The organism is Staphylococcus succinus (assembly GCF_029024945.1).
GTDB lineage: Bacteria > Bacillota > Bacilli > Staphylococcales > Staphylococcaceae > Staphylococcus > Staphylococcus succinus.
In genome coordinates this window covers 591988-616178 of sequence record NZ_CP118976.1, presented here as the reverse complement: position 1 = coordinate 616178, position 24191 = coordinate 591988, and the positions used below count along the sequence as shown (strand labels likewise).

Below are 24191 nucleotides of genomic sequence, written 5' to 3'. Positions count from 1 at the left end.
TAAAATGCTTTGCTTAGCGTCTTTAAGTTCTATTCAAATATAATCTGCTGAGATAATTTATTCTGAGTATTTCACTACTTTTAAATTACTTGCATTATCATTGCCCTCTAATTGGTAGTCCACTTTACCATATTGGCCATCCGATTTAATCGTTTGTGCAGTAACATAAAACGTTTTACCTTGCTTTACAATTTCAGTAATTTGCGGTTGTTGGAAATATGTTAAAGTTTGTGACGTTACGTTATTTTTAGTTTCTTTGTAGCTTTCCGTATCTTTCTTTAAATAAGAAGAAATTACTTTAAAATCACTTTGACTATATGCATTATTCAGCGCCGAAGTATATTTCCCGAAAAAATTAGTCACTTTATTTCTAAAGCTATTTTCTTCTTTTTCCTTTTTTTCGACATACGTTTTAATCTCATCACTATCAAAATTCAAAGTGACATGCGTTTGATCTTTAAGATTATCCGTTTTAACTATAGTTTCACTTGATTTAAATGTTTTTTTCTTCGCTTGGCCTTCTGCAGAAATCGTTAATTCTTTTGTTTTTGGATATGGTCCAATTTCTTTAGCCTTTTCATAATCAAACATTTTATCATTTATTTTAATTTTAAGCGTACGTTTATCTATTTCACTCGCACCACTTAAATCTATCAAGACATGAGCTTCATTAAAATCTTCATTAACTTCTATTGTTTCATTATTACTATCATTAAAGTTAAACTTAAGTTCACCATTAAACTGGCCATTAGCCATTTCTTTCTTTGCTTCAAGTATGTAACTACCTGGAATAAAATGACCTAAGGACGTTGCTTTATTTTTATCTGCAATAACTGTTTTTTCTTTATCATCAGCTTTAAATTTATACTTTGTATCGTACTTGGGCTTTACAATTGCCTCTTTTGTTGGTGCAGTAAAATTCATGTTATTAAATAAGAAATAACGTCTCCCATTTTTACTGATGCGCAATACTTTTTCCCCATTTTTAGCTGTGACAAAATTCGCTTCTTTATTCTCACTCTTATTTAATTGTTTAATTTGACTATTTACATCATTCACAAAGTTTTTCATGCCAACTTCTTTTTTAATATATTTAGTATAAGCCTTAGCCTCATTTTCATCTACACTATTGTCTTGTGTGCTTAATAGCGTGGCAAGCTTCTGTGTATCATTGTTATCTACTGCATTTATTAAGATTTCAGATTGTGCTTCAGGTGAATTGAAATTTTTCAATAAAAAGAAAATAATAATGAGTAGTATAATGATAAAGAATGCAATTCCCCAAGGAATAATTTTACGTGCACTAATGTTTGTGGTTTTATTACCTTCTTTAGATGCTCGTGTCATTTTTTCAGAGTCATTTTGACTAACCTGATACCCACAATGACGACATAATTTCTGTCCATTTCTCATGTTTCCCCCACACTTAGGACACTTTTGCATTTTATCACCTCTTCATACTTACATTTTTTACACCATCACATTATTTTAACATAACATGGGTCGAAACCATATGATTGTATTAACACTGTCACAGTTGAAATAGTATTGTAATTTGGAGAAACTTCTCCTATTTTATTTCTATATTTTTAATTATATAAGGCGTCATAAAAAATAGATATACATATTTAGTCTAATATGGTTGGCCCTATAATGCTGATATCATCAGTAAACAAATAACCTCAAAAAATACCACTTCTACTAACAATAAGAAGTGGTACTATATCGTAATAATCTATATACATACTCACATAAATGACTAAGTATTATTATAGCTTTTTCAAATTGTTTTACAAATGGCCTCCAACATTAAAATTCTTCAAACGTTGGTCTATAACCTCTAATACGGAACGAGCTTGTTCAATTTCATCTTCGGATAAATCATGTAGAATATCACTTACGATGTTACTTATTATAGACTTACTTTCACGGTTAAACTGTTTTCCTTTTTCAGTCAATTTTATATACTTTAAGCGTTGATCTGCACTTTCTTCAGACTTATCCCACTGAACTAATTCTGCTTGAATTAATTTTTTAATCCTTCTACTGACAGCAGCTTTATTCACGCCTTGTCTCTCAGTAATTTCTGTTAAAGTCATTGCCTTTTCTTTTTCTAACATTAATATAACGTTCGCTTGCTCTTTTGATATATTATAAACCTCGCGTAATTCTTTTAATAATTTAGCTAACAATGTATTAACATCATTGATAAATTCTCTCATAAATTCTATATGATCTTTTATATTTTTCACCGTATTTGCACCTCTATCATCCGACTAAATACAATTCGTTTTTTGATTATTCAATATTCATATTAATATTATCAATATTCCCATCTTTATAAAAGGTAGAAATTTCAGAACTTTCACGCTACAAAACGTTGCTCAAACAAAATACGTGTAATAACATAGATACATTTGATTAATTCAAATCTTTACTCTACATTTAATATACAATAAAAAATCGGGGTGTAACATGGACATTTTGTCATTATTTTGCTGTTTAATTATTCTAATTCATTTCGTAGCCCTATATTTAAATTTAAAATATTCGGCAAACATCCGTTTCTTTATTTCCCAGGCAATATTAGGTTATATAGTTATAATATTGAATATCGGATATCACACATTACCACTCTATTTAATCGTTGCCATGGTTATAGGTTGTTTATTACTTCACTTTAAACATAAGCACTTATTCCAAGAACGTCAAAGTGTACTATTTATAAAACGTTTATATATGATTATTTTTAAAGTTATTATCTTTATGGTGGCATGTGCTTATATTTCCTTGATTCCAAATGCTATCAACATCATATTTTTATGGCTATCTGCTATAGCTTTAAGTGCACTTTATACTTTTCTGTGCTTTATATCTACTTCTTCACGTTATCTAAATACCAATCATATCAAACACTTTGACATAATTTTCGTCTTGGGAGCAGGTATATTTAGTGAACAAGTCACACCTATGTTGGCCAATCGTCTTGATCAAGCATTAACACTCTTCCGCCAACACCCTAATGCACATTTTATTGTGAGTGGAGGCAAAGGTAATGATGAACCTATTTCAGAAGCGTTAGCTATGCGTCGTTATTTAGAAGCACAAGGCGTTGACTCATCACGTATATTAATGGAAGACCAATCTACCAGTACCTATGAAAATATTAAATATACAAAAGCACTTATAGCGCGCACCTATGATATTACACCAAACATCGTCTGTATAACTAGCCAATTTCATATTATGCGTGCCTTGCGATTCGGACAAAAATTAAACCTTAAATTAAATGGTGTCGGCAGTACTACGCCTTATCATTTTTTTGAAATTGCATTGATTCGTGATTTTTTAGCCTTAATGTATCAATATAAACTTTTATTGACCATATATTTTGCCTCATTATTTTTAATCTGTGCACTCACATTATGGTATATACCGAGATTTTAATACTTAAACTATAAATAAGAGGACAACCAGATTGAACTGGTTGTCCTCTTATTAGTTTCTAAACTTTATGCCTTAATATATTCTTTTGATATTTCTAATGTTAAAGTGCTAAGTTATAGTTTATGAATTTACAATAACTCCATCATCTAATTCTATAACTCTATCTGCATAATCAAATAATCGCTTATCGTGTGTAATCATGATTCCAATCATTTTTTTATTTTGAATTTGCGATTTTATCATTTCTATAACTTCTGTAGCTCGCTTAGCATCTAAACTTGCTGTTGGTTCATCTGCAAGTATAATTTTAGGATTATTCATAAAAGCACGCATTATTGCTACACGTTGCTTCTCGCCTCCCGATAACATATGAGGGAAAACGTTCAAGCGGTGTGCCAATCCTATTTGGCTTAATAACATCTCCGCTCTTTGTTCCGCATCTTTTTTTGACATGCCCGCTTCTTTTCCAATCGTTGTCAATTGCGCTTTAACTTTTAAATAAGGTACTAAGTGTGAAGATTGGAATATAAATCCAATCTCATTTAATCTTAAATCTGCCGGCTTATTTTTAACAGAATATAAAGGCTCATCATTATATACAATGTCTCCACTATCTTGTGAAAGTAACCCACCCAAAATAGTAAGCAAAGTAGTCTTACCTGAACCTGATGCACCATTAAGAATTACAAATTCTCCATCATTCACTTCAAAATTTATACCTTTTAATACAGTCGTTTCTGACGTTCCTTTACCAAATGATTTTTTTATGTCTTTAACTTGTAGCGTCATTAATCTGCACCTCCGATTGCTTCAATAGGATCTACTTTGAATAATTTAATAAATGATAATGCTGCTCCAATAATTGCAACAATAATGAATACAGCTACAACTAACAATAGATTTGAAAGTGTAATATGAAATGGCATTGTTACTGGCATCACTAATGATAAACTACTGACAATTCCAACAGATATTAGTACACCAATCATTGTTGTAATTAATATTTGGATAACTAAAGCGCTCAGTAAGTGTTTTGTTTTAATACCTATAGCTTTTAAAATACCTATTTCTGATATTTTTTGAATCGTCATTACGTAGAAAAATGCACTCAATACAATTGCTGATATTACAAACAGACTGACAATCATCATGTTTAATGGCGACTGTTCTGCTTGATAACTTGCAATTTCACTTGTAATTTCATCTTCACTGAACGTTTTTACACCAGCCATTTGGTCTATCTCTTTTTGTTGTTTCTCTGATAAATCTTTTACAGGATACACTGTACTTACTTGTTCATTTAATTTATCGAAACCAGCGTTATTCATCATCACGACTGAACTATGTGAATACATTGTATCATCAAGAATACCCGATACTTTTAATTTTTTGCCGCCTTTAACTTTTACAGTATCTCCAATAGTAATACCACCAGCAGTTAATTTATTGTTTAGCGCAACTTCATTATTATCAGTTGGATAACTACCTTCTTTTAATTTTGGCTTTTCATTATTAACAGTATTAGTCATGATTACATCTTCTTCACTTTTATCAATATTCAATGTCTGAGAAGCTAACTTTAATGGTTTTTGATCAGTAATATCTTCTATTTTCTTTTGTTGTCCTGGCTTAATTAATGATTTTTCAATTTGCGGTTTCTTATTATCTTGTAATATATACTTCTCAGTTTTCATGTTATCTAACATCGATACGTTTTCTCTTGCTAACCCTTGTGCTAATCCACTTATAAACAATACCATTATACCTAGTAGTAAAATGATCAACATGATTAATATAAAACGGAACTTATAAAATTTAATTTCTTGCCATGCTAATTTCATTATTGTTTCTCTCCTTCTCTAAAACTTATAAATAGAGTTTAGGACACTTATATGAACTCAATATGAACAACAATACATTTTTCTACTTTTCAAAATTTGTTATGTACAAAAGTAACGTTTATAATAGCTATAAAATGACTAAGGAGACCTTATACATGACAAGTTGCCTAATCGTCGACGATGACATTAAAATTTTGGAGTATGTTTCAAATTATATTAGTCGTGAAGGTTTAAAAACTATTACCCAATCCAGTGCAGAAGATGCCTTAACTTATCTTGAAACTCAACAGGTAGATATTGCAATCGTTGATATTATGATGGGAGGTATGAGTGGTTTTGAACTTTGTAAATTATTAAAAGAAGACTATAAAATCCCTGTTATTATGCTAACTGCACGTGATGCACTCAGTGACAAAGAACAAGCATACTTTTCAGGCACCGATGATTATGTCACTAAACCTTTTGAAGTCAAAGAACTTATCTTTAGGATTAAGGCAGTACTTAAGCGTTATAACATCAATGCAAATAACGAAATAACTATTGGTAATTTGACATTGAATCAATCATACCTTGAAGTAGCATCTGCCACAAAAGCAATGAATTTACCAAACAAAGAATTCCAATTACTTTTTTTACTTGCTTCACATCCAAAACAAGTTTTTAATCGTGATGATTTAATCGAAAGAATTTGGGGATTTGATTACGAAGGAGATGAACGTACTGTCGATGTACATATTAAACGTCTTAGAAAAAGGTTAGAAAAACTAGAAGCCTCTGTAACAATTCATACCGTTCGTGGCTTAGGTTATAAGGTGGATGATTATGTTTAAATCACTCTATACGCGCATTGCAGTTTATACAGTTATGGTTATGTTATTTAGTGCGATTGTCAGTTTCTTATGTACTAATATTATTTATCACAACCATTTAAAAGCTAATAATGACGCTAAAATCATGCGTACTTTAAAAGATTCAAGTACATATCAAAAAGAATCTAGTATGCACAATTTACCAGCATTTTTTCAACATATGGGCGAAATGAACTATCAAGTCATGACTGTTTCTGAAAAAGGCAAAAAATCCTTTTACGGTACTGCTTTTAGAAAAGATAATATTTCTAAGCAAGAAATACAATCTGTATTACAAGGTCATGATTATCATGGAATTAAAAATCTCCCTTACAATCCTTTTGTAACTGGTTTTTTCGAAAATACCACTAAAAATACAGTAGGTATTACTTTTAATCAAAATAATGAAAAGACTGCGGTGTTTATGCGACCTGATATAGGCAAAACATTTAGTGAGTTTAGAATATTTTTAGCTATTTTAATTACTTTATTGCTTATATTTTCAATTATATTAATAATTTCTTCAACTTATTCGATTATTAAACCGATACAGCAATTAAAACAAGCAACTAATAGACTTATGCAAGGCAACTTTGACACTTCCATTAACATTACACGCAAAGACGAGTTCGGTACGTTACAATATCGTTTTGACAAAATGCGCCTCTCACTCAAACAACTTGATGATATGAGACAACATTTCGTTCAAAATGTATCACATGAAATTAAAACACCATTAACACACATCCATCACTTACTTGATCAAATGAAATATGCAAAATCAAGTACAGAACGAAATCAATATATTGGTGATATATATCAAATCACAACACAATTAAGCGAGTTAACTAAAGAATTATTGTTACTTTCAGAAATAGATAATGGCGCGCATTTAGAGTTTAAAGATCACATCACTTTAAATAAACTTTTAAAACAAATCATCCGTCACGAACAATTTTTAGCAAATCAAAAAGATCTCATCATTATGTCCGATTTAGCAGATGTACAAATTATTGGCAATGAACGATTACTATATCAAGCATTTCAAAATTTAATAACTAATGCGATTAAATATTCAAAACACGGTGGTACCATTGAAGTTACACTCAAACAAAATATTGATACTATCATTTGTACAATTACTGATGATGGACAAGGTATGACAGAAGAAACACAAGCACATTTGTTTGAACGTTTTTATAAAGCAGGTAATAACGATAATAGTAACGGTTTAGGCCTCGCTATTGCTAAAGCCGTTTTTGAACTTCATGGGGGAAGCATCAGTGTGAAGAGCAAAAAAAATAATGGAACTACATTTTCTATCAGTATAGATAATCAATAAAAAAGCGCACCCTTCTTTTAGAAATACATCTAGAAGAACGGTGCGCTTAATACTGTATTGCTTTTATTATTAAATAATTAAAATTAATCTATTTTTAAATATTCTTTAATTTCTTTATTAACCTGCGTGTAGAGTGCTTCATTTTCAGATAGTTTCATACCATACGAAGGAACAAGCGTCTTGATTTTTTCCTCCCAAAGTTGGAATTCATCCTTATAACAACGCTTAAGTAAATCAAGCATAATATCTACAGCAGTAGAAGCTCCTGGTGATGCACCTAATAAAGCCGATAATGATCCATCTTCTGACGTGATAACTTCTGTACCAAACTGTAAGGTACCTTTACCACCATTTTCAGTATCTTTAATAACTTGTACGCGTTGACCAGCAACAACTATTTCCCAATCTTCAGTCTTAGCATTTGGAACAAATTCACGTAAATCTTCCATGCGCTGCTCATTAGATAGCGTTAGTTGTGAAATTAAATATTTTGTTAAATTCATTTCTTTAATACCTGCAGATAACATTGTAATAATATTATTAGGCTTAACAGATTTAATTAAGTCTAAATTTGATCCAGTTTTCATAAACTTAGGTGAGAAACCAGCAAAAGGTCCAAATAACAATGTTCTTTCTCCATCAATGTAACGTGTATCTAAATGCGGTACTGACATTGGTGGCGCACCTACTGAAGCTTTACCATAAACTTTTCCAAGATGTTTTTTTGTAATATCTTCATTTTTACAAACTAAGAATAAACCACTAACTGGGAAACCGCCTATGTGCTTAGATTCTTTGACTCCTGTTTTTTGTAGTAATTGTAAACTCGCGCCACCTGCACCAATAAATACAAATTTACTTTCAACAACCGTAACTTTGTTTGTTTTTAAGTCTTTTACTTTAACTTCCCAAAGCCCATCCTTACGTTGTTTCAAATCTTCTACTTCGTGTTCATAGTTTAATTCAACCTGTTTCGTTTCAAGATTTTTAAATAATTTTTTAGTTAATTCACTAAAATTCACATCTGTTCCAGTTTTATCATATGTAATTGCCATAGGAATATGAGACGTGCGCCCTTCCATTATTAATGGCGTCCATTCAGCGATTTTCTCTTTATCATCTGTAAATTCCATATTATTAAACAAAACGTTTTTATTTAGTCTATCCACACGTCTTTTCAAGAAATCTACATTACGCACCCCTTGAACAAAACTCATATGCGGTACCGGTTTAATAAATGATTCTGGACTATCAAGCTGACCATCTTTAACTAAGTAACTCCAAAATTGTTTAGAAATTTGAAACTGTTCATTAATTTTTACAGCTTTACTAATATCTATTGATCCGTCTTTATTTTCGTTTGTATAGTTTAATTCACATAATGCAGAATGCCCTGTCCCCGCATTATTCCATGCATTAGAACTTTCTTCAGCTGGTGTAGCTAATCTTTCAAACACCTTAATTTCTTTATCGGGTGCAAATTCTTTTAATAAAGTTCCTAATGTTGCGCTCATAATACCGCCACCAATTAAGATGACATCTGTTTTGCTATGTAGTTTACTCATAACAAACACAGTCCCCCTTTATATATGTTTATAGATACGTTATCTTCATCTACTTAAAATTAGAAACCAATCTATTTTTCATAGAATAAAGCGTTTTCTATAACTAAAAAATAAAAAACTTTTCAACGCTATTTTCATCTTAAAGAACAATGTCATAACGATATAAACCTTCTTAACTACTCTAATTATATACGTTATTGCCCTATGAAAAAAGGGATTTCAGTAATTCTACACAAATTTTGTTAATATGTGTTAACTAGCATCGAAGCCATTCGTCCACCTACGATTGCGTCAAAGATTGATTTCATCCTATTTACCATGCTAAAGTGTATCTTTTTTGATGTTATAAGGTGCTTAAAAACATTTCATGCTATAATGTATTTTAATTTAAGTTTAGACAATTTTGGAGGTTTTCTTATGAAATCAATCACATTTTTCATGCACAATGTTTACGCTATGGGAGGTACGGTTAAATCTATTTCGCAATTAGCTAACACACTCGCAGAAAAAGGACATAGTGTAGAGATAATCTCAGTATTTAAAGGAAACGATCGTCCCTATTTTGATCTTCATAATTCTATAAAGATAAAACCTTTAATTAATTATCAATTACATCCATTAAATATTAAAGACCTTGTATTTAATCGCATTAGCAAATACACATCATTTTCTAATCCTCGTCTGCTCTCTCAATATGAGCCAGGCATCAACCAATTCTCGCATTATATTGAAAAAAAAATGATTAAAGCAATTCACAAAGTGAACACTGATGTAATTGTTGGAACAAGAGCAAGCTTTAATATTTTAATTGCAAAATATGCTGGCAAATCTGTAGATAAAGTTGGTATGGAACATATGAATTTGGATGCACATCCTGAGGCCTATCAACGCGAAATCTTAAATGCATATACTTATTTGGATAAAGTAACAACACTTACTTCAGCAGATCAACAAAAATATCAAGCGTATATCCAAACTCCTGTGTTTGTTGTGCCAAATATTTTAAATGAGCCGAGATTCAATAAAACTAAGGAAAAATTAATTACTGCTGCAGGCCGTTTGGAATTTGAAAAGGGATTTGATTTACTAATTAAAAGTATTAATCCCATTCAACAAATTGTTCGGCAGTTCGGTTATCAAGTGCATATATATGGTAGTGGTCAAGAAGCAGCTGAATTACAACAACTCATTGATCAATATCAACTGCATGACATTGTAAAATTACAAGGATCAACACAACAGTTAAATGAGAAACTATCTATTAGTGAAATTACTGTCATCCCTTCTCGAAATGAAGGATTCGGAATGGTTATTTTAGAAGCAATGAACCAAAGTAATATTGTCGTTAGTTTTGATGGTAACGTAGGTCCTGATTCAATTATTAAAAACAATGTGAATGGTTACTTAGTAGAACATGATAATGTCGATGCGCTATCAAATAAATTACGTAGACTGATTAATCAAGAATTTAAAGAAACTGTAATTATTCATAATGCCTATCAAACAGTGAAAGCATATGCACCAGACGCTATTTATCAAAAATTTGAAACACTGTTAAATTATAACGCACCACATTAAGTAAAATTTTATAAGCGAAAGTATTTTCAGCATTGTTAAATTATCATTAAACACAGCATATCAAGTGTCTTTGAATAATTTAAATAACGCAAAATACTTTCGCTTATTTTAATGACTTATAAAATTATTTTAAATCAACAAGTTTAAGATGAATGTCCAAATACAAATGAATATTAATAATGCAAAACTATAGCGTAATGTCATTTTTAACAATTCAGATTCTTTACCTACTTGTTTAACTGCCGCTGTCGCAATTGCAATAGATTGCGGAGAAATTAATTTACCTGATACGCCCCCGACAGTATTAGCTGAAACTAATAAAGAGCCGTTTGTACCTATATTATGGGCAACCGCAGCTTGGATAGGTGCGAACAATGAATTATTATTTACAACTGACCCTGTCATAAAGACACCTAACCACCCAAGTACTGGAGATAGTAGTGGAAATACATTTCCAGTTTTAGCGATACTTTCTCCTAATATTGAACTTAATCCAGCATATGTCATTAATTTTGAAATAACCAATATAAAACATATTGTTAGAATAGATAACCATAATTCTTTAAATGTTTCTTTAAATAAACGACATGCATCTAAAAAATGAACTTGTTTAGACAACAATAAGGTAATTAATATAACAATTAAAATTGCTGTGCCCGTTTGTCCTACGATATTCAATGGCAATACAATCGCTTTGTTAGCAACCTCGCTATAAGTTCCAGGCACTGTTATATTTGCTACTAAATGTGCAAGCGCTCCGTTTGGCTCAAATAAACTTTTAAATTGAGGTGTGCTCCAAATCATAACAATAACTGTCAAAATATAAAAAGGACTCCATGCGTACATTACTGATTTAAATTTATGTTTTACTACTGGTTCTGGCTTAACATCTTTTTGAACTCTGAAAATATGTTTGGGTTGGAATCTTTTAGAAAATAATGCTAATGCTAGCATGGATGCTAACGGTGGAATGATGTCCGCTAATTCAGGTCCAATAAAGAATGTAATCACGCCTTGTAATATTGTATACGTACTGCCTACAACTAATATTGCAGGTAATGTTTCCTTGATACCTTTAAAACCATCTACTATCCATATTAATAAAAATGGAATAAACATATTAATGATTGCTAAAGTCAGTACGGACATTTGTGAAACAGCCATACTTTTAATATCTCCAGTTAAATTAAGTGAATCTATGACTGATACCGGTAATCCAATTGCGCCAAAAGCACCTGCTGAAGCATTAGCAATTAGACATAACATAGCTGCTTGTAAAGGACCAAATCCAAGTTGTGTAAGTAATAATGCACATATAGCTATTGGAACCCCAAATCCTGCTACGCCTTCTAAAAAACCATTAAATGCAAAAGCAATTAACAGCAACTGAATACGTTGATCTTGTGAAATACTAGAGATACTGTCTTTAATTGTATGAAATTGTCCAGTTTCATTTGTTATTTTGTAAAGTAATACTGCCATGATTACAATATAACCAATTGGTAATACGCCTTGAAAAAATCCTTCCACAAATGCTCCAGATGCAATCCCAATTGGTAATTTAAAACATGAAATCGCAATGATTAAAGTTACAACTACCGTAGTAATAGCCCCATATATACCTTTCATCTTAAAAACTGTTAAACATAATAAAAATAAAATAATTGGAATTGCTGCCACTATACTAGATAGCAACATGTTGTTAAAAGGGTTAAAATTATCTACAAACATTTTGACTCACTTCCATTTTCTATATTTATTTATATCTAGCTAGAATATGTAAAAGTTATTGTGAATTATTTCACAATTAGATTATATCACTTTTAACGCTAAAAACAATATGTTTTTTAAAATTCACATTAACTTTTTTACTTGTTTTATATTGTGAATAGTTTCAATAAATTAGACATTTATGTTATATAATCTTGTGTTTTAATTTTTTCTTTTTCCAGTTATAAAGGATTCTTTTATCTAAAGTATGGGACGTGGTAAAATAAAGGGAACAACTATTGAGTAGAGGGATATTAATGATAAAACAAATTGATTTAGATTCGTGGGACCTTTTAGAAGATCAACTTCAAAAAGCATTTTCAGAAGGGTATTCACATATTGTACTAACAAATAATAATATAAAAATATATAAAAATATGATGGCTCATGTGCAATTAGAACCTTGTACTATTGTTCCTGATTATACGATTCATCAACAATATTTAAATGACTGTCGCTATTTCGGTAAAAAAAACATTACTTTTAATGACTGGATTGAAAATATCAATCATTACCCAAATATCATCTTTCATATCGAAACTACCCAATCCATATTAAGTAGTTTTAAGGTCAATCATTTATTCGATTTAGCATTGCTATCTTTGCTACAAGATGAAGTAATCACAGATAGTCATGTTGTCTTTGATTTCTCTTCAGAACTCATAACGAGTAAAGAAGTTTGGAAGGATATACATCGATTCGAACCATTAAACACTACAGCTTTTAATTTGAATAAGCTAGCTTACGCACATAAACATGCATTGCCATTTAAATCTAGTGAAACACTTTCACCAGAACAAATGCGTTTTACTGATAAGTTATTGAAGTCCACAGGTTTTAAAGTTCCCCACTGGATTTTCAACTCAATACATCATCACTTTGTGAAAAAACATCGCGCATTAAGCTATATTTATGAAAAGGATACTTCAAAAATTAAGAATCATATCGTATTTTTAGGTTTTGATTATGGTTTTAGAGGTAATTCACGTTATTTATTTAACCATTTTGCGAAGCATTTTACGAAATTGCCGATTTATTTTATTACTGCTGACGTAAACGGTCCAAATTTTATTAAACCAGATGATCCAAAAGCCAAAGAAATTATTGAAAGTGCACGTGTAGTCATTTTGGAAAGTTATATTCCAGATAATTTAAAACCTAACGGCACAATTATACAACTTTGGCATGGTACTCCAATAAAGAAACTTTTCCTAGATAGTCGAGAACCACAACAAAATTTGAATATATATAATTATCGTGCAAGAAAATATAACAAATGGTTACATCAAGATTATTTTATAAGTGATTGTGAAGATATTATTGATTATTTTAAAACAGCATTCCCACAGCAACATACACATATATTAAATTGTGGGTATCCAAGAATTAGGTACTTATTAGATAAACAATCTGATCAACCATACCTGTCATTCATCAAGCAAGAGCTAAAACTAGATACTAATAAACCAACTTTACTTTACGCACCAACATGGAAAACTGAAACCAACGAATCTGATTTATTACCTATCAGTGATGGGTTACTTAATAAATATAATGTTATTTTTAAAGGTCATATTGAAGATAACTCTGACTATATACCTGAAAATGCTATCCTTGCTCCTGCCCATATTGAGGTCCAAGATTTATTATTAGTTTCGGATATCGTTTTAACAGACTATTCTTCTATTATCTTTGATGCATTAACTATTGATAAAATTGTGTGTCAGTATACACCTGATCACGAAAAATATATTTCAGAACGAGGTGTATATGAGGATGTCATGCACTCACTTGCTACAGTAAGATATAGTGATTCAAAAGCATTGCTCAATGATTTAATCAGTCATCAAATGAAAGACATCCACACTAGTGCATTTGTCAATAAGGATAATCATGCCTTCGAAACACTTTCCCATATAATAAAAAAATGTATTAACACTTAACAATTTTATTGCTTTAATAAGACTAAAAATTATGGCTACATAATTAAAAACTGGACATCCTCATCTATATTGAGGTTGTCCAGTTTTTTATTTAATGTTAACAAACGTAGTCATTATATCTTTTAAAAGCAAAGTATTTTTATTGTTGATAAGCTGGATCTACAACTCTTACAGTACCTTGTTGATCTACTGTAGCAATAGAATAAGTACCTGGTTGTGCTTGATTTTGGAAGCTAAAGATATAACTATAATTACCCTCACTGCCTTCAACACTATAGTCATTGTAATAATTAGACTGACCATTAATTGCATTCACTTCAGCTGTAGCGTTATCTAGTGAATTTTGAAAATTAGGTAAATGTTGTAACGCGGTTTGATTATTGACACTACCTGATGAAATGTTTTGTGATACTGGTACTGCATTCTGTCCTTGATATGGCACAACATATTGTGTTGTTCCATTATTCGAACTATTGTTATTCGCGTTACTATTGGCATTTGCTGTCGTATCTGAATTACTATCTGAACCATTTGTATTACTACTGCTTCCATCTGTAGTGCCACCACTGTTATCACTTGTACCATTTGAACTACCTGCACTGCTACTACCATTAGTGCCATCATTATCTGAATCTGAGCTACTATCAGTACTTGATGAGGCACCATTGCTAGAGTTACTATCGCTATTACTATCATCAGTACTTCCACTATCTGATTTATCATTGCTAGAGTCACCATTTGAATCTTCGCTTGAACTATCTTTATCATCTTTACTTGAGTCTTTGTCTTTATCAGAGCTATCATTATTCTTTTTATCATCATTTTTTGAATCTTTTGACTTATCATCAGAAGATTGTTTATCCTTAGCGCTATCGTCCTTTTTACTACTATCATCCTCGCCACCATTTGAACATGCCGCTAATGCTAAAGATAATGTTAAGAAACCTGCTAATAGTTTTTTCATGATTGAAAGACCACCTTATTTTTAATCTACATTATTGTTATGTTTTCACAAGTCATCTTTTTCACTAGATGAATTTGAAGTAGTTTAAGTATCACTACTTAAACTACTTCTTCTAGACCTTATATATCCTATGATTCAGTGCTTGCTGAGTCTTCTGTTGAACTAGTTGAACCGCTGTCGCTCGTTTGGCTACTTGATGACCCTTGATCTGAGCTTTCTGAACCGCTATCGCTCGTTTGGCTACTTGATGATCCTTGGTCTGAGCTTTCTGAACCACTATCGCTCGTTTGACTACTTGATGATCCTTGGTCTGAGCTTTCTGAACCGCTATCGCTCGTTTGACTACTTGATGATCCTTGGTCTGAGCTTTCTGAACCGCTATCGCTCGTTTGACTACTTGATGATCCTTGGTCTGAGCTTTCTGAACCGCTATCACTTGATTTACTATCTGAACTACTTGAGCTATCTTTGCTATCTTTTTTTTCTTCAGTTTTTTCTTTTGCTTTGTCTTTCGCTTTTTCTTCAGTTTTTTCTTTTTCAGAACCTGCTTTACCACTATCCTCGCCACCATTTGAACATGCTGCAAGTGCTAAAGATAAAGTAAGAAAACCAGCTAAATATTTTTTCATTATTGAAAGACCTCCTAAAATTTTAATACTCAATAACCATGCAATATTTATATTTAATTACACAGTCTTATTGAGCATTAGTACGTTATTCACCTGAAAACAATAAATAAACGTTTTTTATTGGAAATCCATCTCTTTTTATAAAAAAATAATACAAGCTAAATAAACTTTAAATATGCTTTACATAAACTTTAATTGCCCTCTTTTCGACTTTGTAAAAACAAACTTAATGTGTATTATTACTATAACTTAATTTCAGATAATTTTATAGTTCTTTTTCCATAATTAAATCAACGTCTTCAACTGATCCTGTATAAAAATAATGTTTCCCCGTTACATTTAACCCCTGTTTTTTATAAAATTCAAAAGCTTGTTTATTTTTTTCATAGACTCCTAACCATATTTTAATTTTATTTAGCTCTTTAGCTTTTTGTATTGTGAATTCAAATACATGCTTACCTCTGCCACCACCTTGGGCATGTGGTAAGAAATAAATTCGTTGCAACTCAAGATGTGCGTCTCCCATTTTTTCAGTTTGTGCATCATTTATATTTAATTTAAAATAACCTACAACTTCTTCATCTTCTTTATAAAAATATGTAAAAGCATGTTCATCTAATAGTTCACTTGTTAACTGTTTAACACTATAAGCGTTAGCAAAATAATGGCTAAAATCTTCATCTGTATATTGTTCTTCATCTTTAAAAGTGTTTTTAAAGGTTTGAATAGCCAAATTTTGTAACTGCTCGACTTCTGATAGTTTGACTTTTTCAATACTATAACTCATAAATCTTCCTCCTTTTAATATAAATATTTATCATTTATTATACTAAAATGAGCTTGAATTTACTATGAATTATTAGAATATTCAAATAATATTTATTTGTTTTACATTAATTAATTTTTTTGAATTAGAACAAAATTTATTTAATTACAAAATAAAGCGCTTACCTCTAAACGCTGTTAAACAGGCATATTGTGTAATATTCAATTACATGATAAAGTGGTTCTAGTTTTTTAATTGTTCATAAATATATACATAAAGGGAGTGCCTAGTGGCAATGACTGAAACATTTAAAGCTTTTGTGGTCGACGAACAAGACGGCAAAGTTACTAACCAAATTAAAAATATAACTATAGATGACCTTCCAGCAGGTGAAGTGCTTATTAAAGTTAAGTATTCAGGGATTAATTATAAAGACGCACTAGCAACAGTAGAAAATACAAAAGTTGTAAAATCTTACCCTATCGTACCGGGAATTGATTTAGCAGGTGTTGTAGAAAGTTCAGAGACGCCAGCTTTTGAACCAGGAGATAAAGTCATCGTTACTGGATATGATTTAGGAATAAGCCATTTCGGTGGGTTTAGTGAATATGCACGTATCAAAGAAGAATGGATTGTACCATTACCTAAAGACCTAACACTTGAAGAGGCAATGATTTATGGTACGGCTGGGTATACAGCAGGTTTAGCTATTGAAAAATTAGAACACAACGGTCTATCTGTAGAAAATGAAGCTGTGCTTGTTAGAGGTGCAACTGGTGGCGTTGGTACACTAGCCGTAATGATGTTAGATTCTATTGGCTATGATGTTATTGCAAGTACTGGTAAAACAAATACTGAAGCTAAACTTAAATCATTAGGTGCAAAAGAAGTCATTCCTCGTATTACAGAAACTGATAATAAACCACTTGGGAAGCGTACTTGGCAAGCAGTGATTGACCCTGTAGGTGGCGAAAGCTTATCACAAATTATCAAACACCTTGATTACAACGGCAGTGTCGCAGTGATTGGAATGACTGGTGGCAATCAATTTGATAGTTCGATATTTCCTTTCATATTAAGAGGTACAAATATCATAGGCGTTGATTCTGTTTATACAGAAATGAGACAACGTAAACATATTTGGCGCAGACTCGCTAAAGATTTAAAACCAGATCAGTTACATGAAATTAAACAAGTCATTAAATTTGATGATATAGAAGAAAATATAAAAAATGTGTTAAAACATAATAATTCTGGTAGAATTGTTGTTGATTTAGAAGCATAAGTAATATAATCTTCATTTCATTATAATGATTGAAGCATATATTCCATTATAATGAAGCGCTAATGGATTTTGATATGCGCCCTTCAAAGTAGACATAATATAAGTGCCTATTTTGAAGGGCGTTTTTTATTATTAAATTACAAATATTAAATATGTATCCCCTACAATAGCTATCATTTTTAAATATCTATATATCGATATTTAAACCTACTCTCATTAATATTATGTATAATTTTTACTCCCTTTCTTACTTTTATATCTATTTAAATATGCGCACATTTATATTTTAATGACAAAAGTATTTTGTTTGATATAAACATAAAACAACAAATAAAATTCTTATACTTTAACATTTACAAGCAATAAATGTAAGCGTATACTTATGTGTGTCTAAAACAATCAGGAGGGTTTTTATGGGAATTAAAGTAAGCAAAAAACTCATCTTTTTCCTTGGTGCTTTGGGAGGCTTACTCTATGGTTATGATATGGGAGTAATCTCTGGTGCCTTACTATTTATAAAAGATGATATACCTTTAAACAGTGTTACAGAGGGCCTTGTTGTTGCCTCAATGTTAGTAGGGGCTATCTTTGGGGCAGGTGCAAGTGGCCCATTATCAGATAGGCTCGGACGTAGACGTGTCGTATTTATTATAGCTATTATATATATTGTGGGAGCCTTAATATTAGCATTAGCACCATCAATGCCAATATTAGTTATTGGGCGATTAGTCATCGGTGTTGCCGTAGGTGGTTCTACTGCAATTGTGCCTGTATACTTATCAGAAATGGCACCAACAGCACAAAGAGGTTCTTTAAGTTCATTAAACCAATTGATGATTACAATAGGTATTTTATCTTCATATCTAATTAACTATGCTTTCACGCCTATTGAAGGTTGGAGATGGATGCTAGGTTTAGCTGTGTTACCTTCGCTTATCTTATTAATTGGTGTCATATTCATGCCAGAAAGTCCAAGATGGTTACTTGAACATAAAAGTGAAAAGGCCGCTAGAGATGTAATGGGACTGACATTTGAGCACAGTGAAATTGATAAAGAAATTGCCGACATGAAAGAAATCAATCGTATTTCAGAAAGTACATGGAAAGTATTAAAGTCTCCATGGTTAAGACCTACATTGATAATTGGCAGTGTATTTGCGCTATTCCAACAAATTATTGGCATAAATGCAATTATTTACTACGCACCTTCTATATTTAGTAAGGCTGGTTTAGGAGATGCTACTTCTATTTTAGGAACAGTCGGCATCGGCACAGTCAATGTATTAGTTACTATTATTGCCATTATGATTATTGATAAAATTGACCGTAAACGCTTATTAGTAATAGGAAATATTGGCATGGTTGCTTCATTATTAATTATGGCAATTTTAATTTGGGCAATTGGTATCCAATCTTCTTCTTGGATTATTATCATATGTTTAACACTTTTCATTATATTCTTTGGTTTCACATGGGGCCCAGTACTTTGGGTTATGTTACCAGAATTATTTCCAATGCGTGCGCGTGGTGCAGCAACTGGGATAGCCGCATTAGTATTATCAATTGGTAGTCTACTCGTGGCGCAATTCTTCCCTATATTGACTGATGTATTACCAGTTGAACAAGTATTCTTAATCTTTGCAATTATTGGTATTGGGGCTTTAGTTTTTGTTGTTAAATACTTACCTGAAACAAGAGGACGTAGTTTAGAGGAAATTGAAGCTGATTTACGTTCTAGAACTAATGCTACTAACGCTCAAATTGATAAAACAGAATAAATTCAATTCAATATAATAAAAGATGTTGAGGAATAAGTATCTTCTTAGATAATTTAAAAAGATGATTTCTATTTAAGTTTTGCAGAAATCATCTTTTTATCTATCTATTGAAAATATTTTATAATGTACTTATCTAAAACTCTAGTATAGGTGAAAAATCGGCACTTTGTACCACCATCATCACAAGCATGGACAGTTAAAGAATAATATATCGAACATAAAAAAGTACACCTCTGTAACGAAAGGAGGTGTACTTTTACTTTAAAAACAATTGTTCATGTGCTAAATCATTCTGTTTCAATTTAATATTTTCTATACATTCCACCTGAATAAGGTTCAGTAGTTATAAATCCATACTGAGCATAGAGTTTGTCAGCGGGATAATCAGCTATAAGACTAACATAGGTACCTGATTCTGCTACAGAGGAAATATATGCCATTACATGATTCATAATAGTCTTCCCATATCCCATTCCTTGATAGTTTGGATCCACTGCTATATCAATGATTTGAAAGGCTGTTCCGCCATCGCCAATCACTCTGCCCATTCCTATCAGTAACTGATTATCATATATCGTCACATTAAAACAAGCATTGGCCAGACCTTTTTCGGCTGCGGCCTGAGATTTTTCACTTAATCCAGCTATTTTTCTCAAATTACGATAATTTGAAACTGTAGGTGGTTCATGTTTTATTTCAATCATACTTTAACATCTCCTAAAACACTATAAAATGAGTTATAATCTCTCAAAAGTAAATATTTATGTTTTTGAAAGTAACTGTTTTATCTTTAATTCCCAGTTTTTATAAATATTTTTTCATGACTATTTGATTAGATGCTTTGAAAACCTCGTTATGACTTGAGACAAAACCTTCTGGTTTAGCTTGAGGTTCAATATATAATTTTGCTAAATTAGCTGCATTGGCCGCATCACTAAATGCACTAGCAATAAGGTGTGCTTTAGCTTCATGATAAATAATATCGCCACAGGCATACAAACCATTAACACTTGTAGATGTATTACCAAATCCTTTAATTGCATATTCATTAAACATATCTACTTGTGTTGAAGACTGTTCAAGCAAAGTATTTTCTACATCAAATCCATGGCTGATAATTACTTCATCAAAAACCCTTGTTGTTTTCTCTTTTGTCTCAGTATGTTCTAATATCACTTGTTCTATTTTACTATGCGATTGATCACCTATAAGTTGATGTATATGTGTGTTAGGCAACTTATCTATATTTAATTCGCTGAGTATTTTTTTCATGGCTTCATAGCCTTTAATATCTGATTTGCGATAAATAAGCGTAACACTCTTAGCATATCCACTTAAGTCTTTAGCCCAATCCAAGGCCGAATTACCTGCACCAGAAATTAAGACATCTTTATCCTTAAATTTTTTCAATGACTGAACTACATAGTTTAAATTCGTTAGTTCATATCTCTCAGCATCCTTAATATCAAGTTGTTTAGGATTAATAATTCCGCCACCAATAGCTATAATAACTGATTTAGATTCATATATATTTCCTTTTGCCGTTTCAACTTCAAAATGCTGTTCATCTATTTTTCTAATATCTATGACACGTTCTTCTAAGCTAACTTTTGGATTGAAATGCAGACCTTGCGCAATTGTATCTTTTATAACTTCATAACATGGTTTAGGAGCTAGCCCCCCGATATCCCAAATAATCTTCTCAGGATAAACTTGCATCTTACCGCCAAGTTTATCCTGAATATCTATAATGCGCACGCTCATTCCTCTTAATCCAGAATAGAAACTAGCAAATAAGCCAGCTGGACCGCCACCAATAATTATTACATCATCCATAATGCATCCTCCCAAAAATCTATCTTATCTTTTAATCTTCATTATGCTACAATTGATAACTATTATCAATGAAAACGATATTTACAACGCTGATATAGAATAAAATTCACTTGATCATAAAGAAAAGCCTAACTATTCTAATGAAATAGCTAGGCTTTTACTTAACATTATCATTTCGTTATATGACCGCCAGATGAGCCTTACTCATCTTTAGGGTCCTTTACAATCGCATTTCTAAGTAGGAAAAATAATAATATGAATCCTGCTGTAAGCGTTGTATGTCCAATCCCTGCAAACCCAGCAAATGATTCAGGTACTGCAAGTCCTAACACTTGGTACGTTCCTTTCGTAAACATCATACCTATCGTAGTTAAGACGCCGATATTATAAACGATAAAGAACCAATTAAACAGATAATAACTGCTTAATTTAAATATTTTTGTTATAGGTAGTAAAATAAGGTGCATAAACATTCCTAATATCAGTGTGTGTGTATGTACGACCACAAGTTGCGTATCTCCTGTAAAATGATGTGCAACTGTTAATTCTCGATAATAAAATCCACTCAGTAATCCTAGGATTGTATAAACTAAAAATGCATACAATATTCTGCGCATCGATACTCCTCCTTAATGCTATTATAGGCTAACTCACTAATCATTACAGTGATAAATTTCATTAAAATTTCTAAGTTTATGACTTATCGCTCTTTTGCTTAAATAATGCTATTAAAGATAAGATAATAGCTATGATAGATACAATCCACAGTATAATAGGACCATTACTTGCTTGACTACTTTCACTTAATTCTTTTGATGTGTCACTATTTTTTACAACTTTTGTAACTGGCGCTGGCTTTTCTGCCTTTTCGTCACCAATCCATTTTACAGTCTCTCCATCATCATAAGTTTGATAAGCATTCCATTTAAATGAGGCCTCTTTTTCTGGATTTGCTACTTGAATCGGTAAATCGACAAATTCATTGGGTCCAATCCCTTTATCCGTTGCAGTCCAAGTTATTTTTGTTATGTTCCCATTTTTATCCTTTTTTAATTTATGTTCAAATAAAGGGGTCGGCTCTATTCCTACAACACTGAGTCCTTTAGGAACTTTCAATTCAATTTTAGTCGTATGTGCATCTTTTTCTACAGGAACTCTCACATCATATTTTTCATATGATCCTGGTTCACTCGTATCTGGGTTTAACGTTACATGAGCATCCGCATTCTTTGACAATGCCACTGCTATCACACAAAACATTATTATTGATATAATTTGTTTTAACATCGTTTTCACTTCCTTATCCTGGAATATTGATTTGACTCATAATAACACCTACAAGTATCAATAAAAGTCCCAATATGAGTTCTAAATATAAAGCCTTTTTATTCGCACGCTGTCTAATTTTTAAAGCACGCGTTGTTTGATAAAAACCTAACAACATCATAAGTAATGTTACGAGTGCTTTCACTATAAGTAATGCACTCCATGTTTGAATATTTGACCAAATCCCCAATATATTTGTTTGATCTATAGACATTAACACCCCTGAAATGATAATCAACGCCACAGCCGTTATGTTTACTTTCAGTAAGAAACCCCTTATTTGTTTTACATCATATGGTCTATGTGTTTTTATAACAAAGACTAAATAAATAAGCGCCCCTATCCACATTGCAATTCCACTAATATGCATCGTCCTAATCATTATAGACCATAACGGCACACTTTGAGACCATGCATGACCAGACATACTCAACGTCACTAACAATGATATAGACACTAATATATACCAAACATGCATCATATTTCGCAATGTGAAGAGGAAAAGCAATACGATGATTGCAATTATAGTTAAGATGAATGGCGTTTGTGATAATGTAGCTGTTTGTAATGTGATTATATCTGTGACAACATCTGAAGAAAGTGTCATAAGATACATTGCCCCTGTCATAACTGTTAGCATAGCTATTATCCAAATTATAGGTTGCTTATATTGATCAGTAGCAAAGTACATTATCTTTTGTCTTTTTGCTAATTGATTCACTAAAAATACTCCTGTGAATACGATAATACTACCTTCAGTAATAAAACGTATGAGTCCAAACCAAAAATCGGCTTTTTCATAAAGTGGTATTGAGGTATCAATATGACCAGCGGTAGCCTTCCCGATTGAAAAATCAAATGAATTACTAATTTCATGTCCATCTGCTGACATCGTATGCCATTGAACATGATGTGTGCCACTGTCTAAATCGGGAACAGTAAATGATAAAGTTTGTGTTGAAGCTGATGTATCAGGCTTAATTTCAGATATTTGCTTCCCCTTATCATCAAATAATTTAATACTAGAATACTTTGCATGAACCGGTTCATTAAATTGCAGTTCAATGTTATTGGGTGGGTTATCAACTACACTATTTTCCGTAGGTGTCACTTTTTCTAAAGTAGCATGAGCTGATGCTTGCTGAGTTAATCCTAGAAAAACAGTTAAAAAAATGATAATAAATAATATTATCGTTGTTTTGGAAAACCTATGTGCAAATTGCACGATTATTCCTCCCTAGTTATGTCTTTATATTTAATCATATTAAAATCA

General features: G+C 31.6%; 21 protein-coding genes. 7 read left to right on the top strand and 14 right to left on the bottom strand.

The genetic code is table 11. The features are described from left to right. Positions 1-57 precede the first annotated feature (57 nt). Together PYW31_RS02705 and PYW31_RS02700 are read right to left on the bottom strand one after the other, a co-directional pair. Positions 58-1413, bottom strand: a complete 1356-nt coding sequence (locus tag PYW31_RS02705; RefSeq protein WP_235602269.1) for a membrane-associated protein TcaA — start codon at positions 1411-1413, stop codon at positions 58-60. A gap of 377 nt (positions 1414-1790) precedes the next feature. Beyond that, a complete protein-coding gene (locus tag PYW31_RS02700) occupies positions 1791-2222 on the bottom strand; it encodes a MarR family transcriptional regulator TcaR (RefSeq protein WP_046835974.1) in 432 nt (143 codons plus the stop codon). Between the two features lie 385 nt (positions 2223-2607). Here PYW31_RS02700 and PYW31_RS02695 point away from each other — a divergent pair, with 385 nt between their 5' ends. Next, positions 2608-3447 carry a YdcF family protein gene (locus PYW31_RS02695; protein ID WP_235602270.1) on the top strand — a complete coding sequence of 280 codons (840 nt, stop codon included), beginning with the start codon at positions 2608-2610 and terminating at the stop codon, positions 3445-3447. A gap of 120 nt (positions 3448-3567) precedes the next feature. Here PYW31_RS02695 and PYW31_RS02690 read toward each other — a convergent pair whose 3' ends face one another. Beyond that, a complete protein-coding gene (locus tag PYW31_RS02690; protein ID WP_046835773.1) occupies positions 3568-4236 on the bottom strand; it encodes an ABC transporter ATP-binding protein in 669 nt (222 codons plus the stop codon). Further along, a complete protein-coding gene (locus PYW31_RS02685) occupies positions 4236-5288 on the bottom strand; it encodes an ABC transporter permease (protein WP_046835774.1) in 1053 nt (350 codons plus the stop codon). Before PYW31_RS02685 ends, PYW31_RS02690 begins: the two co-directional genes overlap by 1 nt. A 155-nt stretch (positions 5289-5443) precedes the next feature. Between PYW31_RS02685 and PYW31_RS02680 the strand changes: the two genes are divergently transcribed. Beyond that, positions 5444-6118 carry a response regulator transcription factor gene (locus PYW31_RS02680; RefSeq protein WP_046835775.1) on the top strand — a complete coding sequence of 225 codons (675 nt, stop codon included), beginning with the start codon at positions 5444-5446 and terminating at the stop codon, positions 6116-6118. After that, a complete protein-coding gene (locus PYW31_RS02675) occupies positions 6111-7478 on the top strand; it encodes a HAMP domain-containing sensor histidine kinase (protein ID WP_046835776.1) in 1368 nt (455 codons plus the stop codon). Before PYW31_RS02680 ends, PYW31_RS02675 begins: the two co-directional genes overlap by 8 nt. 83 nt (positions 7479-7561) lie before the next feature. Here the strand turns inward: PYW31_RS02675 and mqo are convergent, their stop codons facing one another. Then, the gene (mqo, locus tag PYW31_RS02670) at positions 7562-9043 is read right to left on the bottom strand and encodes a malate dehydrogenase (quinone) (RefSeq protein WP_046835777.1); all 1482 of its coding nucleotides are present in this window, start codon (positions 9041-9043) and stop codon (positions 7562-7564) included. 417 nt (positions 9044-9460) lie between these two features. Here mqo and PYW31_RS02665 point away from each other — a divergent pair, with 417 nt between their 5' ends. Beyond that, positions 9461-10621 carry a glycosyltransferase family 4 protein gene (locus tag PYW31_RS02665; protein ID WP_046835778.1) on the top strand — a complete coding sequence of 387 codons (1161 nt, stop codon included), beginning with the start codon at positions 9461-9463 and terminating at the stop codon, positions 10619-10621. A 129-nt stretch (positions 10622-10750) separates the two neighbouring features. Here PYW31_RS02665 and PYW31_RS02660 read toward each other — a convergent pair whose 3' ends face one another. Continuing rightward, positions 10751-12352 (bottom strand): L-lactate permease, encoded by a 1602-nt coding sequence (locus PYW31_RS02660; protein ID WP_046835779.1) that lies wholly within the window; start codon positions 12350-12352, stop codon positions 10751-10753. A gap of 296 nt (positions 12353-12648) precedes the next feature. Here PYW31_RS02660 and PYW31_RS02655 point away from each other — a divergent pair, with 296 nt between their 5' ends. Then, complete coding sequence (locus tag PYW31_RS02655; RefSeq protein WP_046835780.1) at positions 12649-14334, top strand: CDP-glycerol glycerophosphotransferase family protein; 1686 nt, start codon at positions 12649-12651, stop codon at positions 14332-14334. Positions 14335-14473: 139 nt separating this feature from the next. On the opposite strand, the gene PYW31_RS02650 is transcribed toward PYW31_RS02655, so the two are convergent. The 3 genes from PYW31_RS02650 to PYW31_RS02640 all read right to left on the bottom strand — a co-directional run bounded on the left by PYW31_RS02650 (position 14474) and on the right by PYW31_RS02640 (position 16714). Beyond that, entirely contained in the window at positions 14474-15298 is an 825-nt protein-coding gene (locus PYW31_RS02650; protein WP_046835781.1) for a hypothetical protein, read from the bottom strand. Between the two features lie 128 nt (positions 15299-15426). Then, complete coding sequence (locus tag PYW31_RS02645) at positions 15427-15927, bottom strand: hypothetical protein (protein ID WP_046835975.1); 501 nt, start codon at positions 15925-15927, stop codon at positions 15427-15429. A gap of 265 nt (positions 15928-16192) precedes the next feature. Continuing rightward, complete coding sequence (locus tag PYW31_RS02640) at positions 16193-16714, bottom strand: GNAT family N-acetyltransferase (protein ID WP_046835782.1); 522 nt, start codon at positions 16712-16714, stop codon at positions 16193-16195. A gap of 274 nt (positions 16715-16988) precedes the next feature. On the opposite strand from PYW31_RS02640, the gene PYW31_RS02635 reads away from it, so the two are divergent. Both PYW31_RS02635 and glcP read left to right on the top strand, forming a co-directional pair. Further along, positions 16989-17978: an acrylyl-CoA reductase family protein gene (locus PYW31_RS02635; protein WP_046835976.1), complete on the top strand. Its 990-nt coding sequence runs from the start codon at positions 16989-16991 to the stop codon at positions 17976-17978. 413 nt (positions 17979-18391) lie between these two features. Beyond that, positions 18392-19756, top strand: a complete 1365-nt coding sequence (gene glcP / locus PYW31_RS02630) for a glucose transporter GlcP (protein ID WP_177165114.1) — start codon at positions 18392-18394, stop codon at positions 19754-19756. A 302-nt stretch (positions 19757-20058) separates the two neighbouring features. On the opposite strand, the gene PYW31_RS02625 is transcribed toward glcP, so the two are convergent. The 5 genes from PYW31_RS02625 to PYW31_RS02605 all read right to left on the bottom strand — a co-directional run bounded on the left by PYW31_RS02625 (position 20059) and on the right by PYW31_RS02605 (position 24143). After that, positions 20059-20460 (bottom strand): GNAT family N-acetyltransferase, encoded by a 402-nt coding sequence (locus tag PYW31_RS02625; protein WP_046835783.1) that lies wholly within the window; start codon positions 20458-20460, stop codon positions 20059-20061. A 100-nt stretch (positions 20461-20560) separates the two neighbouring features. Beyond that, positions 20561-21592 (bottom strand): NAD(P)/FAD-dependent oxidoreductase, encoded by a 1032-nt coding sequence (locus tag PYW31_RS02620; RefSeq protein WP_046835784.1) that lies wholly within the window; start codon positions 21590-21592, stop codon positions 20561-20563. Between the two features lie 200 nt (positions 21593-21792). Next, positions 21793-22209 (bottom strand): DUF2871 domain-containing protein, encoded by a 417-nt coding sequence (locus PYW31_RS02615; RefSeq protein WP_046835785.1) that lies wholly within the window; start codon positions 22207-22209, stop codon positions 21793-21795. A gap of 76 nt (positions 22210-22285) precedes the next feature. Then, the gene (locus PYW31_RS02610) at positions 22286-22879 is read right to left on the bottom strand and encodes a YcnI family protein (RefSeq protein WP_046835786.1); all 594 of its coding nucleotides are present in this window, start codon (positions 22877-22879) and stop codon (positions 22286-22288) included. A 13-nt stretch (positions 22880-22892) separates the two neighbouring features. Next, positions 22893-24143, bottom strand: a complete 1251-nt coding sequence (locus tag PYW31_RS02605; RefSeq protein WP_046835787.1) for a copper resistance CopC/CopD family protein — start codon at positions 24141-24143, stop codon at positions 22893-22895. Positions 24144-24191 lie beyond the last annotated feature (48 nt).

What these genes read in the sequence shown, in the direction of transcription:
- PYW31_RS02705 (WP_235602269.1), bottom strand. Translation starts at nt 1,413, where the DNA reads ATGAGAAATGGACAGAAATTATGTCGTCATTGTGGGTATCAGGTTAGT.
- PYW31_RS02700 (WP_046835974.1), bottom strand. Translation starts at nt 2,222, where the DNA reads ATGAGAGAATTTATCAATGATGTTAATACATTGTTAGCTAAATTATTA.
- PYW31_RS02690 (WP_046835773.1), bottom strand. Translation starts at nt 4,236, where the DNA reads ATGACGCTACAAGTTAAAGACATAAAAAAATCATTTGGTAAAGGAACG.
- PYW31_RS02685 (WP_046835774.1), bottom strand. Translation starts at nt 5,288, where the DNA reads ATGAAATTAGCATGGCAAGAAATTAAATTTTATAAGTTCCGTTTTATA.
- PYW31_RS02680 (WP_046835775.1), top strand. Translation starts at nt 5,444, where the DNA reads ATGACAAGTTGCCTAATCGTCGACGATGACATTAAAATTTTGGAGTAT.
- PYW31_RS02675 (WP_046835776.1), top strand. Translation starts at nt 6,111, where the DNA reads ATGTTTAAATCACTCTATACGCGCATTGCAGTTTATACAGTTATGGTT.
- mqo (WP_046835777.1), bottom strand. Translation starts at nt 9,043, where the DNA reads ATGAGTAAACTACATAGCAAAACAGATGTCATCTTAATTGGTGGCGGT.
- PYW31_RS02665 (WP_046835778.1), top strand. Translation starts at nt 9,461, where the DNA reads ATGAAATCAATCACATTTTTCATGCACAATGTTTACGCTATGGGAGGT.
- PYW31_RS02660 (WP_046835779.1), bottom strand. Translation starts at nt 12,352, where the DNA reads ATGTTTGTAGATAATTTTAACCCTTTTAACAACATGTTGCTATCTAGT.
- PYW31_RS02655 (WP_046835780.1), top strand. Translation starts at nt 12,649, where the DNA reads ATGATAAAACAAATTGATTTAGATTCGTGGGACCTTTTAGAAGATCAA.
- PYW31_RS02650 (WP_046835781.1), bottom strand. Translation starts at nt 15,298, where the DNA reads ATGAAAAAACTATTAGCAGGTTTCTTAACATTATCTTTAGCATTAGCG.
- PYW31_RS02645 (WP_046835975.1), bottom strand. Translation starts at nt 15,927, where the DNA reads ATGAAAAAATATTTAGCTGGTTTTCTTACTTTATCTTTAGCACTTGCA.
- PYW31_RS02640 (WP_046835782.1), bottom strand. Translation starts at nt 16,714, where the DNA reads ATGAGTTATAGTATTGAAAAAGTCAAACTATCAGAAGTCGAGCAGTTA.
- PYW31_RS02635 (WP_046835976.1), top strand. Translation starts at nt 16,989, where the DNA reads ATGACTGAAACATTTAAAGCTTTTGTGGTCGACGAACAAGACGGCAAA.
- glcP (WP_177165114.1), top strand. Translation starts at nt 18,392, where the DNA reads ATGGGAATTAAAGTAAGCAAAAAACTCATCTTTTTCCTTGGTGCTTTG.
- PYW31_RS02625 (WP_046835783.1), bottom strand. Translation starts at nt 20,460, where the DNA reads ATGATTGAAATAAAACATGAACCACCTACAGTTTCAAATTATCGTAAT.
- PYW31_RS02620 (WP_046835784.1), bottom strand. Translation starts at nt 21,592, where the DNA reads ATGGATGATGTAATAATTATTGGTGGCGGTCCAGCTGGCTTATTTGCT.
- PYW31_RS02615 (WP_046835785.1), bottom strand. Translation starts at nt 22,209, where the DNA reads ATGCGCAGAATATTGTATGCATTTTTAGTTTATACAATCCTAGGATTA.
- PYW31_RS02610 (WP_046835786.1), bottom strand. Translation starts at nt 22,879, where the DNA reads ATGTTAAAACAAATTATATCAATAATAATGTTTTGTGTGATAGCAGTG.